The sequence below is a fragment of the Shewanella morhuae genome, assembly GCF_900156405.1.
Classification (GTDB): Bacteria; Pseudomonadota; Gammaproteobacteria; order Enterobacterales; family Shewanellaceae; genus Shewanella; species Shewanella morhuae.
Window position 1 is genome coordinate 120,199 of record NZ_FTNN01000003.1, and the last position, 20,012, is coordinate 140,210.

General features: G+C 44.1%; 20 protein-coding genes and 1 riboswitch. Of the genes, 12 read left to right on the top strand and 8 right to left on the bottom strand.

All coding sequences use genetic code 11. The annotated features are described in order from the left end of the window. Window positions 1–13 precede the first annotated feature (13 nt). The 4 genes from moaE to moaA all read right to left on the bottom strand — a co-directional run bounded on the left by moaE (window position 14) and on the right by moaA (window position 2,319). Entirely contained in the window at window positions 14–487 is a 474-nt protein-coding gene (gene moaE / locus BW947_RS04775; protein WP_076497183.1) for a molybdopterin synthase catalytic subunit MoaE, read from the bottom strand. Between the two features lies 1 nt (window position 488). Next, a complete protein-coding gene (gene moaD / locus BW947_RS04780; RefSeq protein WP_076497184.1) occupies window positions 489–740 on the bottom strand; it encodes a molybdopterin synthase sulfur carrier subunit in 252 nt (83 codons plus the stop codon). A 23-nt stretch (window positions 741–763) separates the two neighbouring features. Beyond that, window positions 764–1,240 (bottom strand): cyclic pyranopterin monophosphate synthase MoaC, encoded by a 477-nt coding sequence (gene moaC, locus BW947_RS04785; RefSeq protein ID WP_006079755.1) that lies wholly within the window; start codon window positions 1,238–1,240, stop codon window positions 764–766. A 98-nt stretch (window positions 1,241–1,338) separates the two neighbouring features. Further along, the gene (moaA, locus tag BW947_RS04790) at window positions 1,339–2,319 is read right to left on the bottom strand and encodes a GTP 3',8-cyclase MoaA (protein WP_076497185.1); all 981 of its coding nucleotides are present in this window, start codon (window positions 2,317–2,319) and stop codon (window positions 1,339–1,341) included. Further along, window positions 2,307–2,440: riboswitch (molybdenum cofactor riboswitch) on the bottom strand. (Overlaps the previous gene by 13 nt.) Before the next feature lie 247 nt (window positions 2,441–2,687). Here moaA and BW947_RS04795 point away from each other — a divergent pair. Both BW947_RS04795 and BW947_RS04800 read left to right on the top strand, forming a co-directional pair. Then, window positions 2,688–4,337 carry an electron transfer flavoprotein-ubiquinone oxidoreductase gene (locus BW947_RS04795; protein ID WP_076497186.1) on the top strand — a complete coding sequence of 550 codons (1,650 nt, stop codon included), beginning with the start codon at window positions 2,688–2,690 and terminating at the stop codon, window positions 4,335–4,337. A 346-nt stretch (window positions 4,338–4,683) separates the two neighbouring features. Next, the gene (locus BW947_RS04800; RefSeq protein ID WP_076497187.1) at window positions 4,684–6,600 is read left to right on the top strand and encodes a methyl-accepting chemotaxis protein; all 1,917 of its coding nucleotides are present in this window, start codon (window positions 4,684–4,686) and stop codon (window positions 6,598–6,600) included. Between the two features lie 85 nt (window positions 6,601–6,685). Here BW947_RS04800 and BW947_RS04805 read toward each other — a convergent pair whose 3' ends face one another. The 3 genes from BW947_RS04805 to BW947_RS04815 form a co-directional block, all read right to left on the bottom strand. Then, window positions 6,686–7,042 carry a DUF4870 domain-containing protein gene (locus BW947_RS04805; protein WP_076497188.1) on the bottom strand — a complete coding sequence of 119 codons (357 nt, stop codon included), beginning with the start codon at window positions 7,040–7,042 and terminating at the stop codon, window positions 6,686–6,688. A gap of 40 nt (window positions 7,043–7,082) precedes the next feature. Continuing rightward, window positions 7,083–7,775, bottom strand: a complete 693-nt coding sequence (locus tag BW947_RS04810; RefSeq protein WP_076497189.1) for an MOSC domain-containing protein — start codon at window positions 7,773–7,775, stop codon at window positions 7,083–7,085. Between the two features lie 283 nt (window positions 7,776–8,058). After that, window positions 8,059–8,913: a PfkB family carbohydrate kinase gene (locus BW947_RS04815; RefSeq protein ID WP_076497190.1), complete on the bottom strand. Its 855-nt coding sequence runs from the start codon at window positions 8,911–8,913 to the stop codon at window positions 8,059–8,061. Window positions 8,914–9,262: 349 nt separating this feature from the next. On the opposite strand from BW947_RS04815, the gene BW947_RS04820 reads away from it, so the two are divergent. Beyond that, window positions 9,263–9,445: a hypothetical protein gene (locus tag BW947_RS04820; RefSeq protein ID WP_076497191.1), complete on the top strand. Its 183-nt coding sequence runs from the start codon at window positions 9,263–9,265 to the stop codon at window positions 9,443–9,445. 18 nt (window positions 9,446–9,463) lie between these two features. On the opposite strand, the gene BW947_RS04825 is transcribed toward BW947_RS04820, so the two are convergent. Then, on the bottom strand, window positions 9,464–9,859 hold the full coding sequence (locus BW947_RS04825; RefSeq protein ID WP_076497192.1) for a hypothetical protein: 396 nt from the start codon (window positions 9,857–9,859) through the stop codon (window positions 9,464–9,466). Between the two features lie 383 nt (window positions 9,860–10,242). On the opposite strand from BW947_RS04825, the gene ovoA reads away from it, so the two are divergent. From ovoA to glnG, 9 genes are all read left to right on the top strand, one after another. Next, window positions 10,243–12,375, top strand: a complete 2,133-nt coding sequence (ovoA, locus tag BW947_RS04830; protein WP_076497193.1) for a 5-histidylcysteine sulfoxide synthase — start codon at window positions 10,243–10,245, stop codon at window positions 12,373–12,375. 232 nt (window positions 12,376–12,607) lie between these two features. Then, entirely contained in the window at window positions 12,608–12,919 is a 312-nt protein-coding gene (gene ppnP, locus BW947_RS04835) for a pyrimidine/purine nucleoside phosphorylase (protein WP_076497194.1), read from the top strand. 299 nt (window positions 12,920–13,218) lie between these two features. After that, window positions 13,219–13,803: a TetR/AcrR family transcriptional regulator gene (locus BW947_RS04840; RefSeq protein ID WP_076497195.1), complete on the top strand. Its 585-nt coding sequence runs from the start codon at window positions 13,219–13,221 to the stop codon at window positions 13,801–13,803. Between the two features lie 153 nt (window positions 13,804–13,956). Then, a complete protein-coding gene (locus tag BW947_RS04845; protein ID WP_076497196.1) occupies window positions 13,957–15,108 on the top strand; it encodes an iron-containing alcohol dehydrogenase in 1,152 nt (383 codons plus the stop codon). 72 nt (window positions 15,109–15,180) lie between these two features. Then, entirely contained in the window at window positions 15,181–15,873 is a 693-nt protein-coding gene (locus BW947_RS04850; protein WP_076497197.1) for a type 1 glutamine amidotransferase domain-containing protein, read from the top strand. Between the two features lie 123 nt (window positions 15,874–15,996). Continuing rightward, window positions 15,997–16,623 carry a glutathione S-transferase family protein gene (locus BW947_RS04855; protein WP_076497198.1) on the top strand — a complete coding sequence of 209 codons (627 nt, stop codon included), beginning with the start codon at window positions 15,997–15,999 and terminating at the stop codon, window positions 16,621–16,623. 207 nt (window positions 16,624–16,830) lie between these two features. Beyond that, a complete protein-coding gene (locus BW947_RS04860) occupies window positions 16,831–17,337 on the top strand; it encodes a DUF4124 domain-containing protein (RefSeq protein ID WP_076497199.1) in 507 nt (168 codons plus the stop codon). A gap of 153 nt (window positions 17,338–17,490) precedes the next feature. After that, entirely contained in the window at window positions 17,491–18,537 is a 1,047-nt protein-coding gene (gene glnL / locus BW947_RS04865; protein WP_076497200.1) for a nitrogen regulation protein NR(II), read from the top strand. A gap of 38 nt (window positions 18,538–18,575) precedes the next feature. Then, window positions 18,576–19,988: a nitrogen regulation protein NR(I) gene (gene glnG / locus BW947_RS04870; RefSeq protein ID WP_076497201.1), complete on the top strand. Its 1,413-nt coding sequence runs from the start codon at window positions 18,576–18,578 to the stop codon at window positions 19,986–19,988. Window positions 19,989–20,012 lie beyond the last annotated feature (24 nt).

A 20,012-nucleotide genomic window follows, 5' to 3' on the forward strand; every position in this document is an offset into this window, starting at 1 on the left:
ACGTGGCGACTGATTACAACGAGTCTTTGTGCTGCCACAGCTTAGCAGCTTGTTCATCGGCATCTTTCGCCTCAACCCAACTTTGGCCTTGAGCGCCAGCTTCTAATTTCCAGAATGGCGCTTTGGTTTTTAAAAAGTCGATTAAGAACTCACAGGCAGCAAAAGCGGCTTTACGATGGGCACTCGTTACGCCAATAAATACGATTTGTTCACCTAATGCCATTGTGCCAACGCGATGGATAACGGTCACTTTATTAACGGGCCAACGACTACGCGCTTCAACAACAATCTGTTCGAGTATGGCTTCTGTCATACCTGGATAATGCTCTAAGGTTAAGTCGGTCACGGCGGTGCCATCATTAAAATCACGCACTTTACCGACAAAAGTCACCACGGCTCCATCACTATCGTCTTGGATTAATTGTTGATATTCATCAGGCACATTAAAGTCGACCTCTTGCACTCGCACAGCGGATAATAAACGCATATTAACCTCCGGTGACGGGTGGAAAGAACGCAACTTCATCACCATCTTTAATAGGTGCATCCCACTGGCTCATGGTCTGGTTTACTGCCACCAGCAATTTGTCTGACGTTAATACTTTTGCCCATTTTTCATCGGTAGTCGCTAGCATTGCGCGAAGTGCTTCGGCGGTTTGCGTTTGCTCACTCGCATCGACACTTAACTTGGCCGTGCCCAATAATTCTCGAACTTGAGCAAAAAACAACACGTTAATCATAATTTTCTCTCGTTTTTGATCCGCTAAACCTTAAAATGCCCAGATTTTCCGCCACGTTTTTCCAGTAAGCGCACTTGGGAAATAACCATGTCTTTTTGCACCGCTTTGCACATATCGTAGATAGTTAACGCCGCCACAGAGGCCGCAGTTAAGGCTTCCATTTCTACGCCGGTTTTACCGGATAATTTGCATAGGCTAGTAATGCGCACGCGGTTATGTTCAGGCTGCGCTTCTAAATCAACCTCAACCTTAGTCAACATGAGTGGATGACATAGAGGAATAAGATCTGAGGTTTTTTTAGCAGCTTGGATACCCGCAATACGCGCGGTCGCAAACACATCACCCTTATGGTGACTACCGCTCATAATCATTTCTAGGGTAGTGCTTGCCATCTCAATAAAGGCTTCAGCACGGGCTTCACGCTCGGTGACCGCTTTTTCGGTTACATCAACCATATGGGCATTGCCATCGGCATTGATATGAGTAAATACATTGCTCATTGGAGCGATCCTTTAATGTGGGGTAAAACAAAGTGCAAGAAAAATTAGCCGATGCACACACTCAATCGATGGTGATAAGAGTGCGAATATCGCTCTATCTAACCGCCAATAGAGGCGAGATGCTGAGTCACACCCGTGATGCCTTGATGCAAGTAGTGGGTTTCTTTCTTCTGGGCTAATTGACCGTGCAAACGCTCGATCAATTCAGCTTGTTGACTGGAATGCTGCAACAAATCACGTAAATCGACACCCGATTCGGTAAAGAGGCATAAATGTAACTTGCCCTTAGCCGAGACTCGCAGACGATTACAAGTCGCACAGAAATTATTGGCATAGGGCATGATCAACCCAATACGCCCCTTATAGTCGCTGCGACTAAAATTTTGCGCAGGACCATCATCGGCGCTTGGCGTATCTAAATGCCAACCATCTGCCAGTAACTGAGCTTTGATATCTGCTCCCGCTAAATGGTGGGCTTCAAAATACTCACGGCCAAGACCCGTTTCCATCAACTCGATAAAACGTAAATCGATAGGCGTATTTTTAATCCACTGCAAAAAACGTGGTAAATCTTTATCATTTAAGCCTTTAAGCAGTACAGCGTTAATTTTTACTCGCTCAAAACCCGCCGTCAGAGCGGCATCAATGCCCCGCATTACTTCGTCGAATTTATTTTCGCCGGTGATCTGATAAAACATTTTAGGATCTAAACTGTCCACAGAAACATTGATACGACGCAGACCCGCATCAAACCATTCTTGGGCATGTTTTTCGAGGCGATAACCGTTAGTCGTGGTAGCAATATTTTTAATATGAGGGTTGTCAGCTACCACACGAATAATATCGGTGAAGTCTTTACGTAGGGTAGGTTCACCACCGGTAATACGAATTTTTTGGGTACCAACTTGACCGAATGCAGAAACGAGATTTTCTATCTCATTGAGAGATAAAAATTGCGGCTTACCATCTGGATGATAACCGTCGGGGAGGCAATAGCTGCATTTGAAGTTACAAACGTCAGTGACTGACATGCGTAAATAGTGAAATTTTCGACCAAAGCTGTCTTGTAATTGAGACATGATCACCTTTCCAAGTGTGGGAGGCGAGAGCATTTCTTATCCCGCCCCGGTGGCATTATTACCACGGCTACACCGCCATATTTTTCAACTTAGGCAGGCAAGCTCGGAGAACCGTCGCCGCTGATTATAGGCCGAAAGTACTCACTAGCTATACCCCTAAACAGGTATTTATTTACCAAAACTTTACTCGCGTTAATAATCTGTGACAGCCCTCACCTAAAGATTTGTACTCAAGTAGGCTCAACATTGGCTTAATCCACTGTGACCTTATCTTATTTTAAGGTAAGGTGGTACAAACAATAAAACGCCCGTTTACAAACGACAACACTCGATAGAAATCGGGGAAACGTAAAGGAAGAGGTGAACTGATGGAACGCGAATCAATGGAATTCGATGTTGTGATCGTAGGTGCAGGTCCAGCGGGCTTAGCAACTGCGTGTCGATTAATGCAAATTTCACAGGATTCAGGTAAAGAAATTACCGTCTGTGTGGTTGAAAAAGGCTCCGAAGTGGGTGCGCATATCCTGTCTGGCGCAGTGTTCGAACCCAAAGTGCTTAGTGAGCTATTTAGCGACTGGCGCGAAAAAGATGCCCCAGTAAACACCGCAGTCACCCAAGACGAAATCTATTTATTGAACTCTGCCACCGATGGCCGAGTCATGCCTAATGCTTTTGTACCAAAAACGATGCACAACGAGGGTAATTTTATTATCAGTGTTGGCAACCTGTCTCGCTGGCTTGCAGGCCGTGCAGAAGAGCTAGGCGTTGAAATATTCCCAGGGTTTGCGGCGAGTGAATTACTGTTTAACGACGATAACAGTGTTAAAGGTATTTTGATTGGCGATATGGGCATAGGCGCCGATGGCAAACCGAAAGACAGTTATATGCCGGGTATGGAGTTACATGCAAAATACACTGTTTTTTCTGAAGGTTGCCGTGGTCACTTAGGTAAACAACTGATCGAAAAATATCATTTAGATAATGGTAAAACACCGCAACATTATGGCTTAGGGTTCAAAGAAATTTGGAAGGTCCCAGCCGAACAACATGAGCTAGGTAAAGTGGTTCATACTGGAGGCTGGCCATTAACCGAGGGGTCATCTGGCGGCGGCTTCCTTTACCATATGGAAGACAACCAAATTGCGGTTGGGCTTATTATCGATTTGAATTATAAGAATCCGCATCTCAGCCCCTTTGATGAATTTCAGCGTTACAAAACTCACCCTGTGATTGCCAAATATTTATCCGGTGGCGAACGTCTTAGCTATGGCGCACGCGCAATCACTAAAGGTGGTTTAAACTCACTGCCTAAGATGAGTTTCCCTGGAGGCCTTATCATAGGTTGTAATGCTGGTACCTTAAACTTTGCAAAAATCAAAGGTACTCACACTGCGATGAAGAGCGGTATTGTAGCAGCTGAAACCTTAGGTAAAGCGATGATGGCGGGGGTTGAAGGCGGTAAAGATCTTGATTGTTTCCAAACCCATATAGAAGAAAGTTGGCTGCATGACGAATTATATAAATCGCGTAATTTTGGCCCAGCTATGCACAAGTTTGGCACTTACTTAGGCGGCGCCTTCAACTATATTGATCAAAACTGGTTTGGTGGAAGATTCCCAATAACATTGCGTGATGAACTGCCTGATTATGCACAAATGGCGCCGGTCAGCAGTTACAACAAAATTGATTATCCGAAACCAGATGGCAAGCTTAGTTTTGACAAACTGTCTTCAGTTTATCTATCGAGCACCTACCATGAAGAAGACCAGCCCTGCCATTTACACCTAAAAGACAGCAGTATTCCGCTAGGCATTAACCTCAGCCAATTTAATGAACCTGCACAACGCTATTGCCCTGCAGGTGTGTATGAAATCGTTGAAGAAGCGGGTCAGCCCAAATTTGTGATCAATGCACAAAATTGTATTCACTGTAAAACCTGCGATATTAAGGACCCAAGCCAAAATATTACTTGGGTAACCCCCGAAGGTGGTGGTGGCCCCAACTACCCTAATATGTAGTAAATTATTGTAAATATGTGAACTAAGGCGTCTTAAATGACGCCTTTTTTTTACCTAAAATACAAATAATTGACTATTTTAGCTTGCCCTTGCTCACTACATTAGCCACAATCACAGCACAAAAAAGAGTCCGTTCTAAACACATCTGCATTTCAGTCTATACTCTACATAATAAGATCTACCGCAAGAGCAACAGGTTAGGCCAAATAAGCCTCGCTAACGCTGTTTTATTAGCCAATCAATCTAGACTAAAGTTAACTTTTAACATTATTGTCCGATAATCATTATCGTACACGGTGCGTCGACCGATAACTTAAAATAGTCCAACAAAGGCATATTGATATTTATGATATTTAATAACCTCACCATTAAGCAGAAAATTCTGCTTACCGTCACATTTGCGGTACTGCTGTCGACCATACTTGTCGGCGTATTAAGCCAGCGCAGTGCTAAAAATGTGGTCCAGCAACGTATGTTGGGTTCGGAACTGCCTAGTTTGATGATGCAGATCCGTAATAAGATCGATCTCGATATTTCAACCTTAATGAATGCTGCAGAACAACTAGCAAACAGCCGTATGTTACTGCAATGGCTAGAAGAAGGTCGACCACAGGATAAAGAGGCAATTGTCGTTGCCCAGCTGAAAGATATTTCTCGCCAATATAACTTAGTGCAAACCTCCTACGCCGATAAACAAACCGCGGCCTACTACACTCAAGATGGTTTTTTGCGTGTACTCATCCCAGGGCAGGACGATTGGTTTTTTGGTTATCGCGATAGCGGTCAAGAGCGAATGTTAAACGTATTTACTGAGGCCAATGGCGAGGCTAAGCTTTTTATTAACTATCAGCAGCCTAATGGTCGCGGGTTAGTAGGGCTTGCGAAATCACTCGATGATATGGTGAGTTTGCTTAACTCCTTTAAAATTGAAAAGACCGGTTTTGTCTATTTAGTTGATGCTAAGGGAGACGTTAAACTCCATCCCGATCCGAGCCAAATCGGTAAGAGCAATTTAAACAGTCTGTATAAAGGAGATAATTCAAGTTCGTTATTAAGTCGCAGTGATTTCAACCTAATTAATACCACAATCAATGGCGAAGATATGTTGGTCGCCAGCAGTTATATCGCTTCAATGGATTGGTATCTGATTGCGCAAGTGCCTAAGGCGGAAGTCTTTGCACTACTAACTGACGCCGCCTACCAAATTTTAATGTGGACACTGTTAATTGCTGCAGGCTTTATTGCACTGGCCGTATTAGTTGCAGGCTCGGTTAGCCGCCCTATCACCCAAATTGCCGCAATGTTCCGTGATATCGGTGAAGGCGAAGGTGACTTACGCCAACGCTTACCCGTTAATGGTGAAGATGAAATAGCTCAACTAGCAAAAGGATTTAATAGCTTCATCAGCAAAATCCAAGAGACTGTAATTGAAGTTGCCGAAACAAGCGAACAGCTCGGTTTTTCAGCTAAAGATGTGTCTAACCAAGCGCAGCAAACGCTGGACGACAGCAACGAGCAGAAAGATCGCACTGTTATGGTAGTGACTGCCATTAATGAAATGGGCGCAACGGTTAACGAAATTGCTAGCAATGCTGCCCAAGCTGCAGTAGCTGCTAGAGATGCCGACACAGAAGCCAGTAGTGGCCAGGCTGTTGTTACACGCGCTCGAGATACCATTAACCAATTATCAAAGGATGTTGGCCAAGTGGGTGAAGTGATCGAGTCGCTCGCGACGCACACTAAATCCATCGGAGGCATTTTAGATGTGATCCGTGCCATCTCTGAACAAACTAACTTACTCGCTCTCAACGCAGCCATTGAAGCGGCGCGCGCGGGTGAGGCAGGACGCGGGTTTGCCGTTGTTGCCGATGAAGTACGTAACTTAGCGTCACGAACGGCAGCATCAACCAACGAAGTGCAAGGTATGATCGACAAGCTGCAATCGGAAGCGAGCCGCGCTGTAAATGCGATGTCTCAAAGCCGCACCCGCTCACATGAAGGTGTAGTTGCCGTTGATGAAGCGAGCCAATCTTTGATTGGTATTAGCGATAGAATTGGCCTGATTAGTGACATGAATATCCAAGTTGCTGCCGCGACAGAAGAGCAATCGACCGTTGTTGAAGATATTAACCGTAACGTCACTGAAATCAACGACATTACTCAGCGTACGGCAGATACAGCACAAGCTGCAGCGCAAGCGAGTTTAGCCTTGAATCAACTGTCTCATCGCTTGGATTCTCTAGTGGCAAAGTTTAAGGTGTAATACCTAACACTTGCCTATTCTTGCTGCATAAAAAACGCCTTAGATAGCAATATCTAAGGCGTTTTCCCTTCACGTAATAACGCTATTAATCCATTGAAATAAATTTAATCGTCAGTGGGTATTTATATACTTTACCTTCACTGGCCTTAATTATCGCCAACACAGTACATATCAAATCTAATATGCCCAGTATGGCTAAAAAAATAAAACCAATACCGACAAACGCTAATACAGCACTGATGATCACATAAACCAGCAGGCTCAATTTAAAGTTCAAGCAACTACGGCCACATTGATCGACAAATGTCGATTCTTCGCGCTTCATTAACCAGATAATTAATGGCCCAAGTATCGATCCTAAAGGTACGAGATAGCCCACAAAACTTGAGGCATACACCAATAAACCAAAATCCTTATCGCTTTTTGTCACAGGCTCTGTCATGAAATCGTCTCTACTTTATCATGTTAAATATCATTACTTATTAAGCATTATGCCCGTATAAACGCATCTGCCAATCTTCTACTGTTTGTGCCGCTAAACGACGTTGCAAGCTATTAACCCAACTCTGCGCTAAACCCTCGCAGCAAGCTAAACGTTCATAGGCAGCGGCATTAAAAGTGGGTGAAAAATAAAGTGACATCGCTTCTGCGACACTTATATCGGTGCGACGCTCAACTAATTCAATTTTATCGTTTATACCGATTACTCCAGGGCTGAGTATGCGATAAAACCAACCGCATAACTGGCTCTGCTGCATGGCGAGGGCGAACTCTCTATGACCAAACTGCAAATTGAGCTTAAAACAAGGTGAGCGAGGCTGGGTCAACTGCACTGTTACTGCGCCAACTTGCAAGATATCGCCAATATTAACCTGAGTTTCGTTAAGCCCTACTGTACTGATATTTTCTCCCATAGTGGGCGCATCTTCGAGCTGGGTGATTAAGTCCCAACGTCGATACTGGCCATAATGCTCACGGGGAAAATGATGCAGCACCCGATCAAGCCCGCCGTGGTGTTTAGGGTCAGCCTGAACATCACCCTCAACATGCCCACTATGCACTAACAATTGTTGGGCGGATTGCTTGCTATTAATACCGCTAGTTACACCGGCGATCACTTCAAGCTCTGCCCCTAAGTACAATCCTGATAACCTATTAATCAGCAATATTGACATCTACTACTCCCTGTCTATGGCCTATCCAGCACGATTCTCTTTTAACCAAGCAAATTGATTTATATGAAATAACTTAAATAGGATTACGCTATAAGCGCATAATATTTCAGTCAATAACCTATTTTAAGAATAGGATAACTTTATTTTGAGTAAAAAATGCCCCGTTGGGGAAACGAGGTAAAACATATGCACTCACAAATAGGCAAAGCACAACAAAGCATAAGTCATGTATGGCACAGCAAATGTTGATAGCAGAAAATGGTTCAAACAGAACGCAACAAATTTATGATGCCGTTTCCTTGCTCGCTAAATACTGTTTCAGCGCATCTCCCGGAACAGAGCTATCTGTAGCTACCGCAAAAGCAGCCCACACGGCGCCTTCGGTCATAGCCTGAGTAATCGACTCACCGCTACATAGGCTATGGATAAGTCCTGCCGCATAGGCATCACCGGCGCCTGTGGTATCAACGACGTTTGCAGGGACTGCGGCAACATGTTGTACATTATCCTGGGTATACACTTTAGCGCCATTGATGCCATCGGTAACCACGAAATAACGCAATGCGCTGCCACCAATACCCACGCCATATTCCCAAGATGCGGCATCACAACGCCCCAGCATATCACTCACCGATGCCAATAAAATATGGCAAGGCCTTGGCCTATCGTCCTTAGCTAGTTGCGCCACGACAAGACAATGTTCTAGGGCTGTTTTCGCCCAGCTAACAGAACCTTCGGCTGAAGTATTAAAATACAATGCATCCCATGGTTGCCATTTTGGTGGTACCGACAACTCAAATACGGGTCTTTGTGGTCGAATAATTGTGCGCTCACCATCGGGTGTCATCACGAGCAGCATTTCGCAGGTATTACCCATGCGGCGCTGCACTAAACGGCAGTCGAGGCCCTGAGTACTAGCCTCTGCAATCAGCCAATCTCCCATATCATCACGACCAACTTGGCTAACAAGTGCAACGCTATGTCCGGCCCATACTAAGCCTAATCCCGTATTTGCACCGCCGCCGCCGAGTCGTTGCCCACCATCTTGGTAATGGAAACGTCCACCGGTTTTTAAAGGTTTATCAAGTAGTAAAATCCGATCACAATTCAGATTGGCTACTAACAAAATATTCGCCATTACATGACTCCAAGGGTAAGGAACACCACGCCAGAGAATTAAAGTCCCTCAATCTAAAACAAAATACGTATGGGTACAATCCAATCGTTACGATAGAAATAGAATAAGAATGTCGCTGCATACGCGTGTAAGCATTTGTCCCATATAAGATGAGGAAAAATATTACACACCATGCGGTATATCACAGCACTAAAATAGCAACTATATGTTTATATTGAATTTAAAAAACAAATTGGTCTGCCTTGTAATTTATTCAAACTAAATAAGAATTTAGTACAATTAAACAAAAATAAAAAAGTTAACATATGTATCAATTGTATTTTTGACGTTTTGAATGGAATCAAACGCTATGCTAGTGGAAAAATGGGAGACAATTGAGGAGAGAACAGAGCAGCTACGACGTTATCAGCTCTGTTTAGAGGAGTTTGCAGCGCTAGATTTTTATGACAACTATGTCGCACAGATTAAGCAAGACTATCAACAACTGACTGAAATAGTAAAAGTGCAGCCAACGCCAATATCAGAGCGTTAGCTGCACTTAAATATTCAATTACTTTATTGGCATTAATGGTGATAAAGCCGCAAATTTTACGGTTAATTGCCAATCTGTAATAACCATATCAGAAGGCTGCCAACTGTCATCCACCCACTCATAAATCAAGCCAGGGTTTTCCTCGGCATTCACTAGTAAGCGACGTCCATCTCGCAGCACCAGCGTATAATCGAGCCCCTGCGCATCGACACTCTCAATGTCCCCCAAGACATTGTGATGAATAGCCGAGATCGTCCCCGTTGCCTTAACGGCATCGCTGCCCTCTTTACCGCTATAAAACTTTAACGCCTCGTTTGCGGCAGCCTGCTGAAAAACAAACTCCTCAGCAATCCCCACTACGATCGACGGATCAAGCTCATACCAAGCGGGTATCCATAATGCGTTAATTGTCATCCCGTTATATCCTGCATAATAATTTTACGGACGGGTTCATTCTGCCTTAACCCCGTCAGAGAAAATACTCTCCAAGGATAAAATAATTTTAATCTCAATAAAGAATGGTATAGCAAACTTGAATGAAGCGTTTTTTTGCAAGAAAAACCAATATAAAGAGGTCATATCAATCGTAGACATTTAGAATAGGACCCGTACAGGGTTCACAGAATGCACCGATAAATTTTCAAAGCAGCTGTTCGCGTGCTTTATCATGAGCATTGAATCAACATATAAGCCAGCAAAGTGATCCTGAGCCCAGTAATCGCGTATTAGCGTTACACACGATAGATTAATGTTCCACGCTTGCACCGCAGGCCGATATATACGGAGTTTACTTGCCTATGGATAAGCCTATAACGCAAGCCCCTCAAACCCTAAAACTAATGGGTGAAAATGAGGCGACAAAGCGTCAAGAGCTTAAACGTTATTTTAATCAAACATGGGCTCTATATGAGTCGTTGTTTGATTTAATCAAAGAAGATAGCGCCTATTATCTTAAAGCCGAACCACTGCGCCATCCGTTAATCTTTTATTTTGGTCACACGGCCACTTTTTACATTAACAAGCTCAAGCTCGGAAAGTTTCTCGATGAACGGGTCAATGACAACTTCGAATCCATGTTTGCCATTGGTGTCGATGAAATGTCTTGGGATGACCTCAATGAGCAACATTACCCATGGCCGCAGGTGGCGCAAGTGCACGCCTATCGTCAACAAGTTAACGCTGTGGTCAATCGCGTTATTGATGAAATGCCACTGACGCTGCCAATCACGCAAGACAGCCTAGCTTGGATTATTTTGATGGGCATTGAACATGAGCGTATTCACTTAGAAACCTCATCGGTGATTATCCGCCAACTGCCGCTAGAATATGTTGCCACAAGCCAGCTTTGGCCAGCATGCCAAGACGTAGGTAGCGCCGAGACAAACCGCTTAATTGCCGTGAAAGGTAAAAAAATTACCTTAGGTAAACTAGAACAAGACCAGACCTATGGCTGGGATAACGAATACGGTAATAAAACATTTAATGTTGCTGACTTTAAAGCCTCACAGTTTTTAGTCTCGAACCAAGAGTATCTAGCGTTCGTCGAAGCGGAAGGCTATCAATCACCGCAATTTTGGAATGAAGAAGGTCAAGCTTGGCTCGCTTACACCCAAGCGAAAATGCCGCGTTTTTGGCGATTACAGCAAGATAAATGGTGGCAACGTAATTTAACGGAAGAAATCCCACTGCCGTTAAATTGGCCAGTTGAGGTTAATCAGCTGGAAGCCAAAGCTTTTTGCAATTGGAAAGCGGAACAAACGCAAAGCAATATCCGCCTGCTAACTGAAGCGGAATGGTCGATTTTACGCGAAAATATCCCCACTGATGCACCCGATTGGCAGGAAGCACCGGGCAATATCTCTTTGGCTTATTACGCCTCTTCTTGTCCTGTAAATCGCTTTGCACATAATGGTTTTTTCGATATCGTCGGCAATGTTTGGCAGTGGACAGAAACCGCAATAGACGGCTTTAATGGCTTTGCAGTACACCCTCTCTATGATGATTTCTCCACGCCAACCTTTGATGGTAAGCACAATCTCATTAAAGGTGGTTCGTGGATTTCTACAGGCAATGAAGCCATTGCCTCGTCGCGTTATGCATTTCGTCGACATTTTTATCAACATGCTGGTTTCCGCTATGTGGAATCCACGCAAAACCCTACCCAAATGGCCGAGGTCAATGTGTACGAAACCGATGAACTGATCTCCCAATACCTTGAGTTCCACTATGGCGCCGAATATTTTGGTGTGCCTAATTTCTGCGTTAATGTCGTACAACAAGCGCTGGCTGAAATCCAACTCACTCACACAAGTAAAGCGTTGGATATTGGCTGCTCCGTTGGCCGAGCGAGTTTTGAGCTAGCAAAAGTGTTTGAACACGTCGATGGAATCGACTTCTCGGCACGCTTTATTCAACAAGCGTATGCACTCACAGAGCAAGGTGAGAAACGTTATACCATTCGTACCGAGGGCGATTTACAGGAGTTTAAGAGCGCAAACTTAGCCAAATTAGGTTATGGCCCAGAAGTTAAAAAAGTGAACTTTATGCAGGGCGATGCCTGCAATTTGAAGCCAATTTACACAGGTTATGACTTGGTTTACGCCTCAAATCTTATCGATAGGCTTAACGATCCTAAGCACTTTTTAACCAGCATTACCCAGCGGATTAATCAAGCTGGATACCTTGTCATTGCCTCGCCGTACACTTGGCTAGAAGACTATACCCCCAAGGATAAATGGCTTGGTGGCGTAAAAGTGAAAGGTGAGAACTTCACCACGTTAGATGGGTTAACTGAAACCTTAATTGGTCAATTTGAGCTGGTTGCAGTGAAGGAGATCCCGTTTGTGATCCGCGAGACTAAACGTAAATTCCAACATTCTATTTCAGAAATGACCATTTGGCGTAAGCGTTATTACTTATTTTGTTGCTAAATAAGTAATATAAATAAACATCTGTCAGTAATTTATTGCTGGCAGATGCTTACTCTTTATCAACTGATTTTTACCGTAAATCACCCCATCACAACCGTATAAAATAAACGACCAATCGGCACTAAATCTAGCTTGCTACTCAGCATGTATTTTTAGTCGACCAAAATAATGTATGGATATTTACTAAATATGCATATAAATTCAGTTAACATTTATTTGTAGAGGATTAATTATGAGTTTGCTCGAGAACGTATCTGTAGCTAAAAAAGCTAATATTTATTTTGATGGTAAGGTTGCCAGTCGTAGCGTGTTTTTTGCCGATGGCAGCAAGCAAACCTTAGGCGTAGTACAACCAGGAGAATATGAGTTTTCGACTTCTCAAGGTGAAATTATGGCAGTAACAAGCGGCCGTTTTGAGGTTTTACTACCAGATACGACTACATGGCAAGAATTTAACCAAGGAACACAGTTTGAACTTAGCGCGAATGTTAGCTTTAAAATTCGCAATACTGCTATTGCTGAATATTGTTGCAGCTATCTCTAAGCACAAAATACGCATATTCGAGACACAATACCGCTCAGGTTGACGACACACACAGCGAGTAAAAATAGAGCAAACATAGCCAATCTGATCGGTATAATAAACCTTAACTTATAACCTAATGAATATGTTAAAAATTAATCATTAAGAGTAATTGTTTAGCCCAACGGTTAAAGCGCTTTCCTTACAAGATTTACCGCTATGCTGAAATCTCGCTCGGCACATCTTCAATAAACATACATTGATATAATGACTTAAAACGGCACTAGACGACCGGTCTAATTTGGTTTATTGTAAGCCCCATGAAAATTGAAACCCAATCTACTCGACAACATATTCTCGATATTGGCTATAAGCTAATCGTCAGAAAAGGCTTCTCCAGCGTCGGCTTATCCCTACTGCTGCAAGCCGCTGAAGTGCCTAAAGGCTCGTTTTATCATTACTTCAAATCCAAAGAACAATTTGGCGAAGCGCTGATTACTGATTATTTTGATAAATATCAGTTAGCATTAGACACATTATTTAATGACTCAACACTGACGGGCTATCAACGCTTAATGCAGTACTGGCAACAATGGTTACATGTGCAAGCCGATGGCTGCATAGATCAGAAGTGTTTGGTTGTGAAACTCAGCGCCGAAGTGGCTGACCTATCCGAAGCCATGCGTGTCGCCTTACTTCACGGCTCCGCGAGCATTATCGAGAGATTAACGACTTGCGTTCAGACTGGCATCAACGATGGCTCTATCGCTACACAAGATCCGCAATCGACCGCTGAAATGTTGTATCACATGTGGTTAGGCGCCAGCTTAATGAATAAGTTAGGCCACAGCGCTACCGCGCTTGAACGGACATTGGTGACCACTAAAGCAATTTTAAACCCATAGCAACTTGCTAGATTAAAAAACCAATTTTACTAATAGAGATTTGTTGATACAAATCAGCAATTAAAATTGAATCCATCGTTTACAACCACAAAATAGACGACTGGTCTACTAATTTAAAACTTAATTAACCTAATAATAGGGATTACACCATCCATGCTAAATTTTAACTATTACAATCCAACTCGTATTCGTTTTGGTAAAGATACTATCGCTGAAATCGACTCTTTAGTACCAAGCGATGCTAAGGTTATGATCCTATTTGGCGGCAGCAGTGCCAGAAAAACCGGTACATTAGATGAAGTAAAACAATCGCTGGGTAATCGTTTCATCGTCGAGTTTGATGGTATTGAGCCAAACCCAACCTACGAAACCTTAATGAAAGCCGTTACCCAAGTACGCGATCAGAATATCGACTTCCTCCTCGCAGTAGGTGGTGGTTCGGTCATTGATGGTACTAAATTTGTTGCCGCTGCAGCGGTATTTGACGGTGAACCGTGGGATATTCTAATGGGTGCAAAAGTGACGCAAGCGATGCCCTTTGGTTCAGTATTAACCTTGCCTGCAACCGGTTCAGAGATGAACAATGCCAGCGTTGTAACCCGTAAATCACTACAGGCTAAGCTGCCATTCCGTAATGATTTAGTTTACCCACAATTCTCAATACTTGATCCAACAAAAACCTTCACTCTGCCTGAGCGCCAAGTGGCCAACGGTGTGGTCGATGCTTTTGTGCACATTACCGAGCAATACTTGACTTACCCCGTTAACGCCGCCGTACAAGACAGATTTGCCGAAGGTTTATTGCAGACTCTCATTGAGCTTGGGCCAAAAGTACTGGTTCAGCCAGAGGATTACGACATTCGCGCTAACTTAATGTGGGTGGCCACAATGGCACTTAATGGCACGATTGGTGTAGGCGTCCCCCATGACTGGGCAACCCACATGATTGGCCATGAACTGACCGCGCTTTACGATATCGACCACGCACGCACACTAGCAATCGTACTGCCAGCTTTGCTGCAATGTACTAAAGAAGCCAAGCGCGAAAAGCTACTCCAATATGCAGACCGAGTGTGGCACATCAACACAGGTACAGATGATGAGCGTATCGATGCCGCTATTGCCAAAACGAAAGCATTTTTTGAAGCGATGGGCATAGCGACACATTTATCTGCCTATGATCTTGATGCCAGCCACGTAGAAACAGTTATAAAGCAGCTTGAACTACACGGCATGGTCGCTCTAGGCGAACACGGCAATATTGACTCCGCAATGAGCCGCGACATTTTGACCTTAGCTTTATAACGTCAAACGGTATCCTTAACTGAACTAAACCCAGAGCTCACACGTATCGATGTGAGCAACTTAGGTAAAGGTATGAAAATGAATATATTAATGGTACTAACATCACACGAAAAACTCGGCGACACAGGTCTTAAAACAGGCTTTTGGCTCGAAGAGTTTGCCTCACCTTTTTATACTTTTAAAGATAAAGGTTTCAACATTACTTTGGCCTCACCACTAGGCGGTCAACCACCGCTCGATCCAAAAAGTGATGAGCCTGACTTTCAGACCGAAGCCACTGCACGCTTTAGCAAAGATGCTGAAGCGCAAGCACTGTTAGCGAATACCACTCGCTTAAGTGAAGTCAACGCTGCCGATTATGACGCCGTTTTCTACCCAGGCGGCCACGGCCCACTGTGGGATCTTGCCGAAGATAAACACTCTATCGCCTTGATAGAACAGTTTTATCAAGCCAATAAACCGCTAGGGTTGGTATGTCACGCCCCAGCGGCACTGCTGCACCCTAAAACCAGCGATGGTAAACCATTAGTCAGTGGTAAACGCGTTACTGGTTTTAGTAACTCCGAAGAAGAAGCCGTGCAGCTCACGCATATCGTGCCATTTTTAGTCGAAGACATGCTGCAAAAAAATGGCGGTACTTATGTTAAAGGTGACGATTGGACCAGCTTTGTTGTTGCGGATGCTCATTTGATCACCGGCCAAAATCCAGGATCATCAGAAGCGGTTGCAGAAGCCATCGTCGCGCAACTGAACGTTAGAGGCTAAGCAATAATATGCGATACACTTCCTTCAAAATGAAGGAAGTGTACTTAATCTGTTACCAAGTACTATCGCACCATAATAGTGCGATAGTAATAAAATGTACTGTCACAATAAAAAGGGAAGCCCATGATCACCTTGCACCATCTTAATAAATCACGATCTAAACGTATCATCTGGTTGCTAGAAGAACTGGGTCAACCTTATCAAATTAAGAGTTATCAGCGTGATAGCCAGACTTTTCTCGCGCCACCTGAACTCAAGCAAATCCATCCATTAGGTAAGTCACCCGTGATCGAAATCGACGGCCAAGTGATAGCCGAGTCGGGTGCAATTACTGAGTATCTGATTGAAAAATTTGCAGCTGATAGCTTAGCGCCAGCAAGAGACAGTGCAGACTACATCAATTATCTACAATGGCTACACTTTGCCGAAAGCTCGGCCATGCTGCCTTTGTTGTTGCGTATGTTCGTGCAAAAAGACGGCTGTAAAACCAATTTCCTTGAAGGTTATGCCGCGATAGAAGTCAGCAAAATTAGCCACTACTTCAATGATATGTTGGCAGGTAAAAGTTACCTTGTGGCAGATAAGCTCACTGGGGCAGATATCATGATGTCCTTCGTAGTAGAGCTATTAGCAAACAGTGGTGACCTCTCGAAATTTGAACATATTCAACGCTATGCCGTTAAATTATCACAAAATGCCGCATGGACTAAAGCGAGTCAAATCGAGAAAGATCTCGACGCAAGCGTATAATTTCAGCGTTAAGCTCGGGCGCATAAGAGATGAGTGCCCGTGCTTTAAAATATTCAATTCCACCTCTTTTGGCCTCGCCTTTCCTACCCGCTGTAGACCTTCTATCTAGCAACAATCTCGACCACTGAAACTAAACAAACATCATGATTTTTAGTAGAAAAGAGTCTAATCTTGATCAACTCCATTTAAACACGACAAGGATCTTGCATGCGCTCACTTACACTTATCGGCTTAATGCTATTTAGTATGTTGGCTCAGGCAGTGGTTTATAAATGGGTTGATAAAGATGGTAAAGTCCATTACTCCGATGAACCACAGCCTAATGCTCAAATCGTAGAGTTAAAGGATAAAACCTTAAATCAAATTAGCTTACCTCTGCCAAAAACAGATATGGATGACGCTAATCAAGCAATTGAATCAATTCAATATCAAGTCGACATTACTTCTCCGAGTGAAGAGGAAACCGTTAGAAATAATAATGGTGATTTTGAAGTCGTTGCAACCATCACACCAGAGCTTAAAGGCCAATATTTAATGGCGATCAAACTCGATGGCAAGCCTATTGGTCAACCGCAAATTGGCAATGTTTTTCAACTTAAAAACATCGACAGAGGTCAACATACCTTAGTCGTTGACGCCATGACTCAAAACGGCAAAGTCTTTGCATCAAGTCCACCAAGAAAGATATTTCTTCATCAAGCAACTAAGCGTTAATCAAAGCAATATTGGGTTTGAATCTAGTTTAAAGACTTTAAATACATAATGTTAGATTAATATTCATCTCTTAAACCGTTTGATGAAGCCAAGTTGCAGCTCGCACCAAATTGGTGCAACATAACGGTGCAACCTTATTTCTAGGAACGGTCAATGGATAAAGAGATTCTACTCAATCACTTAGTTACTGCAGTGCTTGTTATCGATCAAGATCTCAAGCCTTGTTATGCCAATGCAGCGGCTGAGCAATTATTAGGCGTAGGTAGCCATAGATTGGTAGAGCAGACTTTGTCTGAGCATTATCAAATACTCGGTGTTGAAGACCACATTTTAATGGACGCCGTAAAAGCTAGCCAAGGGCTAACGGTAAACACCACCACGCTAGTCACCCTCGATGGTCAACACCATACTGTTGATTTAACATTGATCCCACTCGATGACACTGCAAAAATGAGCCTGCTTGAGCTTCGCCAAGTCGATCAACAAAGACGCATTCATCAACAACTCAACCAAGATGCTCAGCAACAAGCTGCGCAGTTTTTGGTGCGTAATTTAGCCCATGAAATTAAAAACCCTTTAGGCGGGCTTCGCGGCGCAGCGCAGCTATTATCACGGGAACTTGATAGCCCTGAATTGAAGGAATTCACGACGCTCATCATAGAGCAAGCGGATCGCCTGCGTAATTTAGTCGACCGGCTACTCGGACCACAAAGGCCGACACAGCACAGTCTGCACAACATTCATCAGGTGGTGCAAAAAGTCTATAAGTTAGTAGAAGTGGCGCTGCCTGCTAACGTACGACTTAAACGGGATTACGACCCATCAATTCCTGATATCGAAATAGATGCTGAGCAGATGCAGCAAGCGGTACTGAATATTTTGCAAAATGCGCTGCAGGCACTTGAACATACAGGCGGGGAGATTTTAATCCGCACGCGGACCCAACATCAAGTCACCATTGGTGCCAAACGCCACAAGCTAGTGCTAACGCTATCGATTATCGACAACGGTCCCGGCATACCGCCTGAGCTAATAGACACATTATTTTACCCCATGGTGACAGGCCGTGAACAAGGTTCAGGTTTAGGCCTCTCGATTGCCCATAATATTGCCCGTTTACACTCGGGAAGAATCGATTGCCTTTCCAGCGCAGGGCATACCGAATTCACCATTTCACTACCGATTTTAAGCGTTAAATAATTTCAACAATACCGGCCTATGTCGTATGAGGAAGCAAGATGCGAATTAGTGAACAAGTATGGATCCTCGACGATGACAGCTCGATACGTTGGGTGCTCGAAAAGGCACTGCAAAGTGCCAAGCTCAGTACCGCCAGTTTTGCCGCCGCCGAATCCCTGTGGCAGGCATTAGAGATATCGCAACCATGCGTAATCGTGTCGGATATTCGTATGCCAGGTACCAGCGGTTTAAGCCTGCTCGAGCGGTTGCAGGTGCATTACCCTCATATTCCCGTCATCATCATGACCGCACACTCGGATTTAGACAGTGCGGTGAGCGCCTACCAAGCAGGCGCATTTGAGTATCTGCCTAAGCCCTTTGACATCGATGAGGCTATCTCACTGGTCGAGCGCGCTATCACCCATGCTACAGAGCAAAGTCCTGCACCAGTAAAAGAAGCCCAAGTTAAAACACCGGAGATTATCGGTGAAGCGCCAGCCATGCAGGAAGTATTTCGCGCTATCGGCAGGCTCTCGCGTTCATCCATTAGTGTGCTTATCAATGGTCAATCGGGAACGGGTAAAGAATTAGTCGCGGGGGCATTACACAAACACAGCCCACGTAAAGATAAACCTTTTATCGCCTTGAATATGGCTGCTATTCCTCGGGATTTGATCGAGTCTGAGCTTTTCGGCCACGAAAAAGGCGCCTTCACTGGCGCGGCTAATGTACGCCAAGGACGTTTCGAGCAAGCCAATGGTGGCACGCTATTTTTAGATGAAATCGGCGATATGCCGCTAGACGTACAAACGCGGTTACTTAGGGTACTCGCCGATGGCCAATTCTACCGCGTAGGAGGGCATAATCCTGTGCAAGTGGATGTACGAATTATTGCGGCGACTCACCAAGATCTTGAATTATTGGTGCAAAAAGGTGGGTTTAGGGAAGACCTATTCCATCGACTTAATGTAATCCGCGTACACTTGCCGCCATTGTCACAAAGACGGGAAGATATTCCTCAGCTGGCCAGACATTTTCTCGCATCAGCTGCTAAGGAAATTGGGGTAGAAACTAAGATAATGACCAAGGAAACCGCGATAAAACTCTCCCAACTACCTTGGACCGGTAATGTTCGGCAGCTCGAAAACACCTGCCGCTGGCTAACCGTCATGGCATCTGGGCAAGAAATATTACCTCAAGATTTACCGCCAGAACTGCTAAAAGAGCCCGTGAATACCACCCATACGGCAAAAGGTAGCCAAGATTGGCAATCAGCTCTGACAGAATGGATAGATCAAAAACTATCTGAAGGAAACAACGACCTGCTTACAGAGGTACAGCCGGCCTTCGAGCGCATACTGCTAGAAACAGCACTGCGTCACACTCAAGGCCATAAACAAGAAGCGGCCAAACGCTTAGGTTGGGGACGAAATACCTTAACGCGAAAACTAAAAGAACTATCGATGGATTAAACCAACAAGGTGGAGCACACCTTA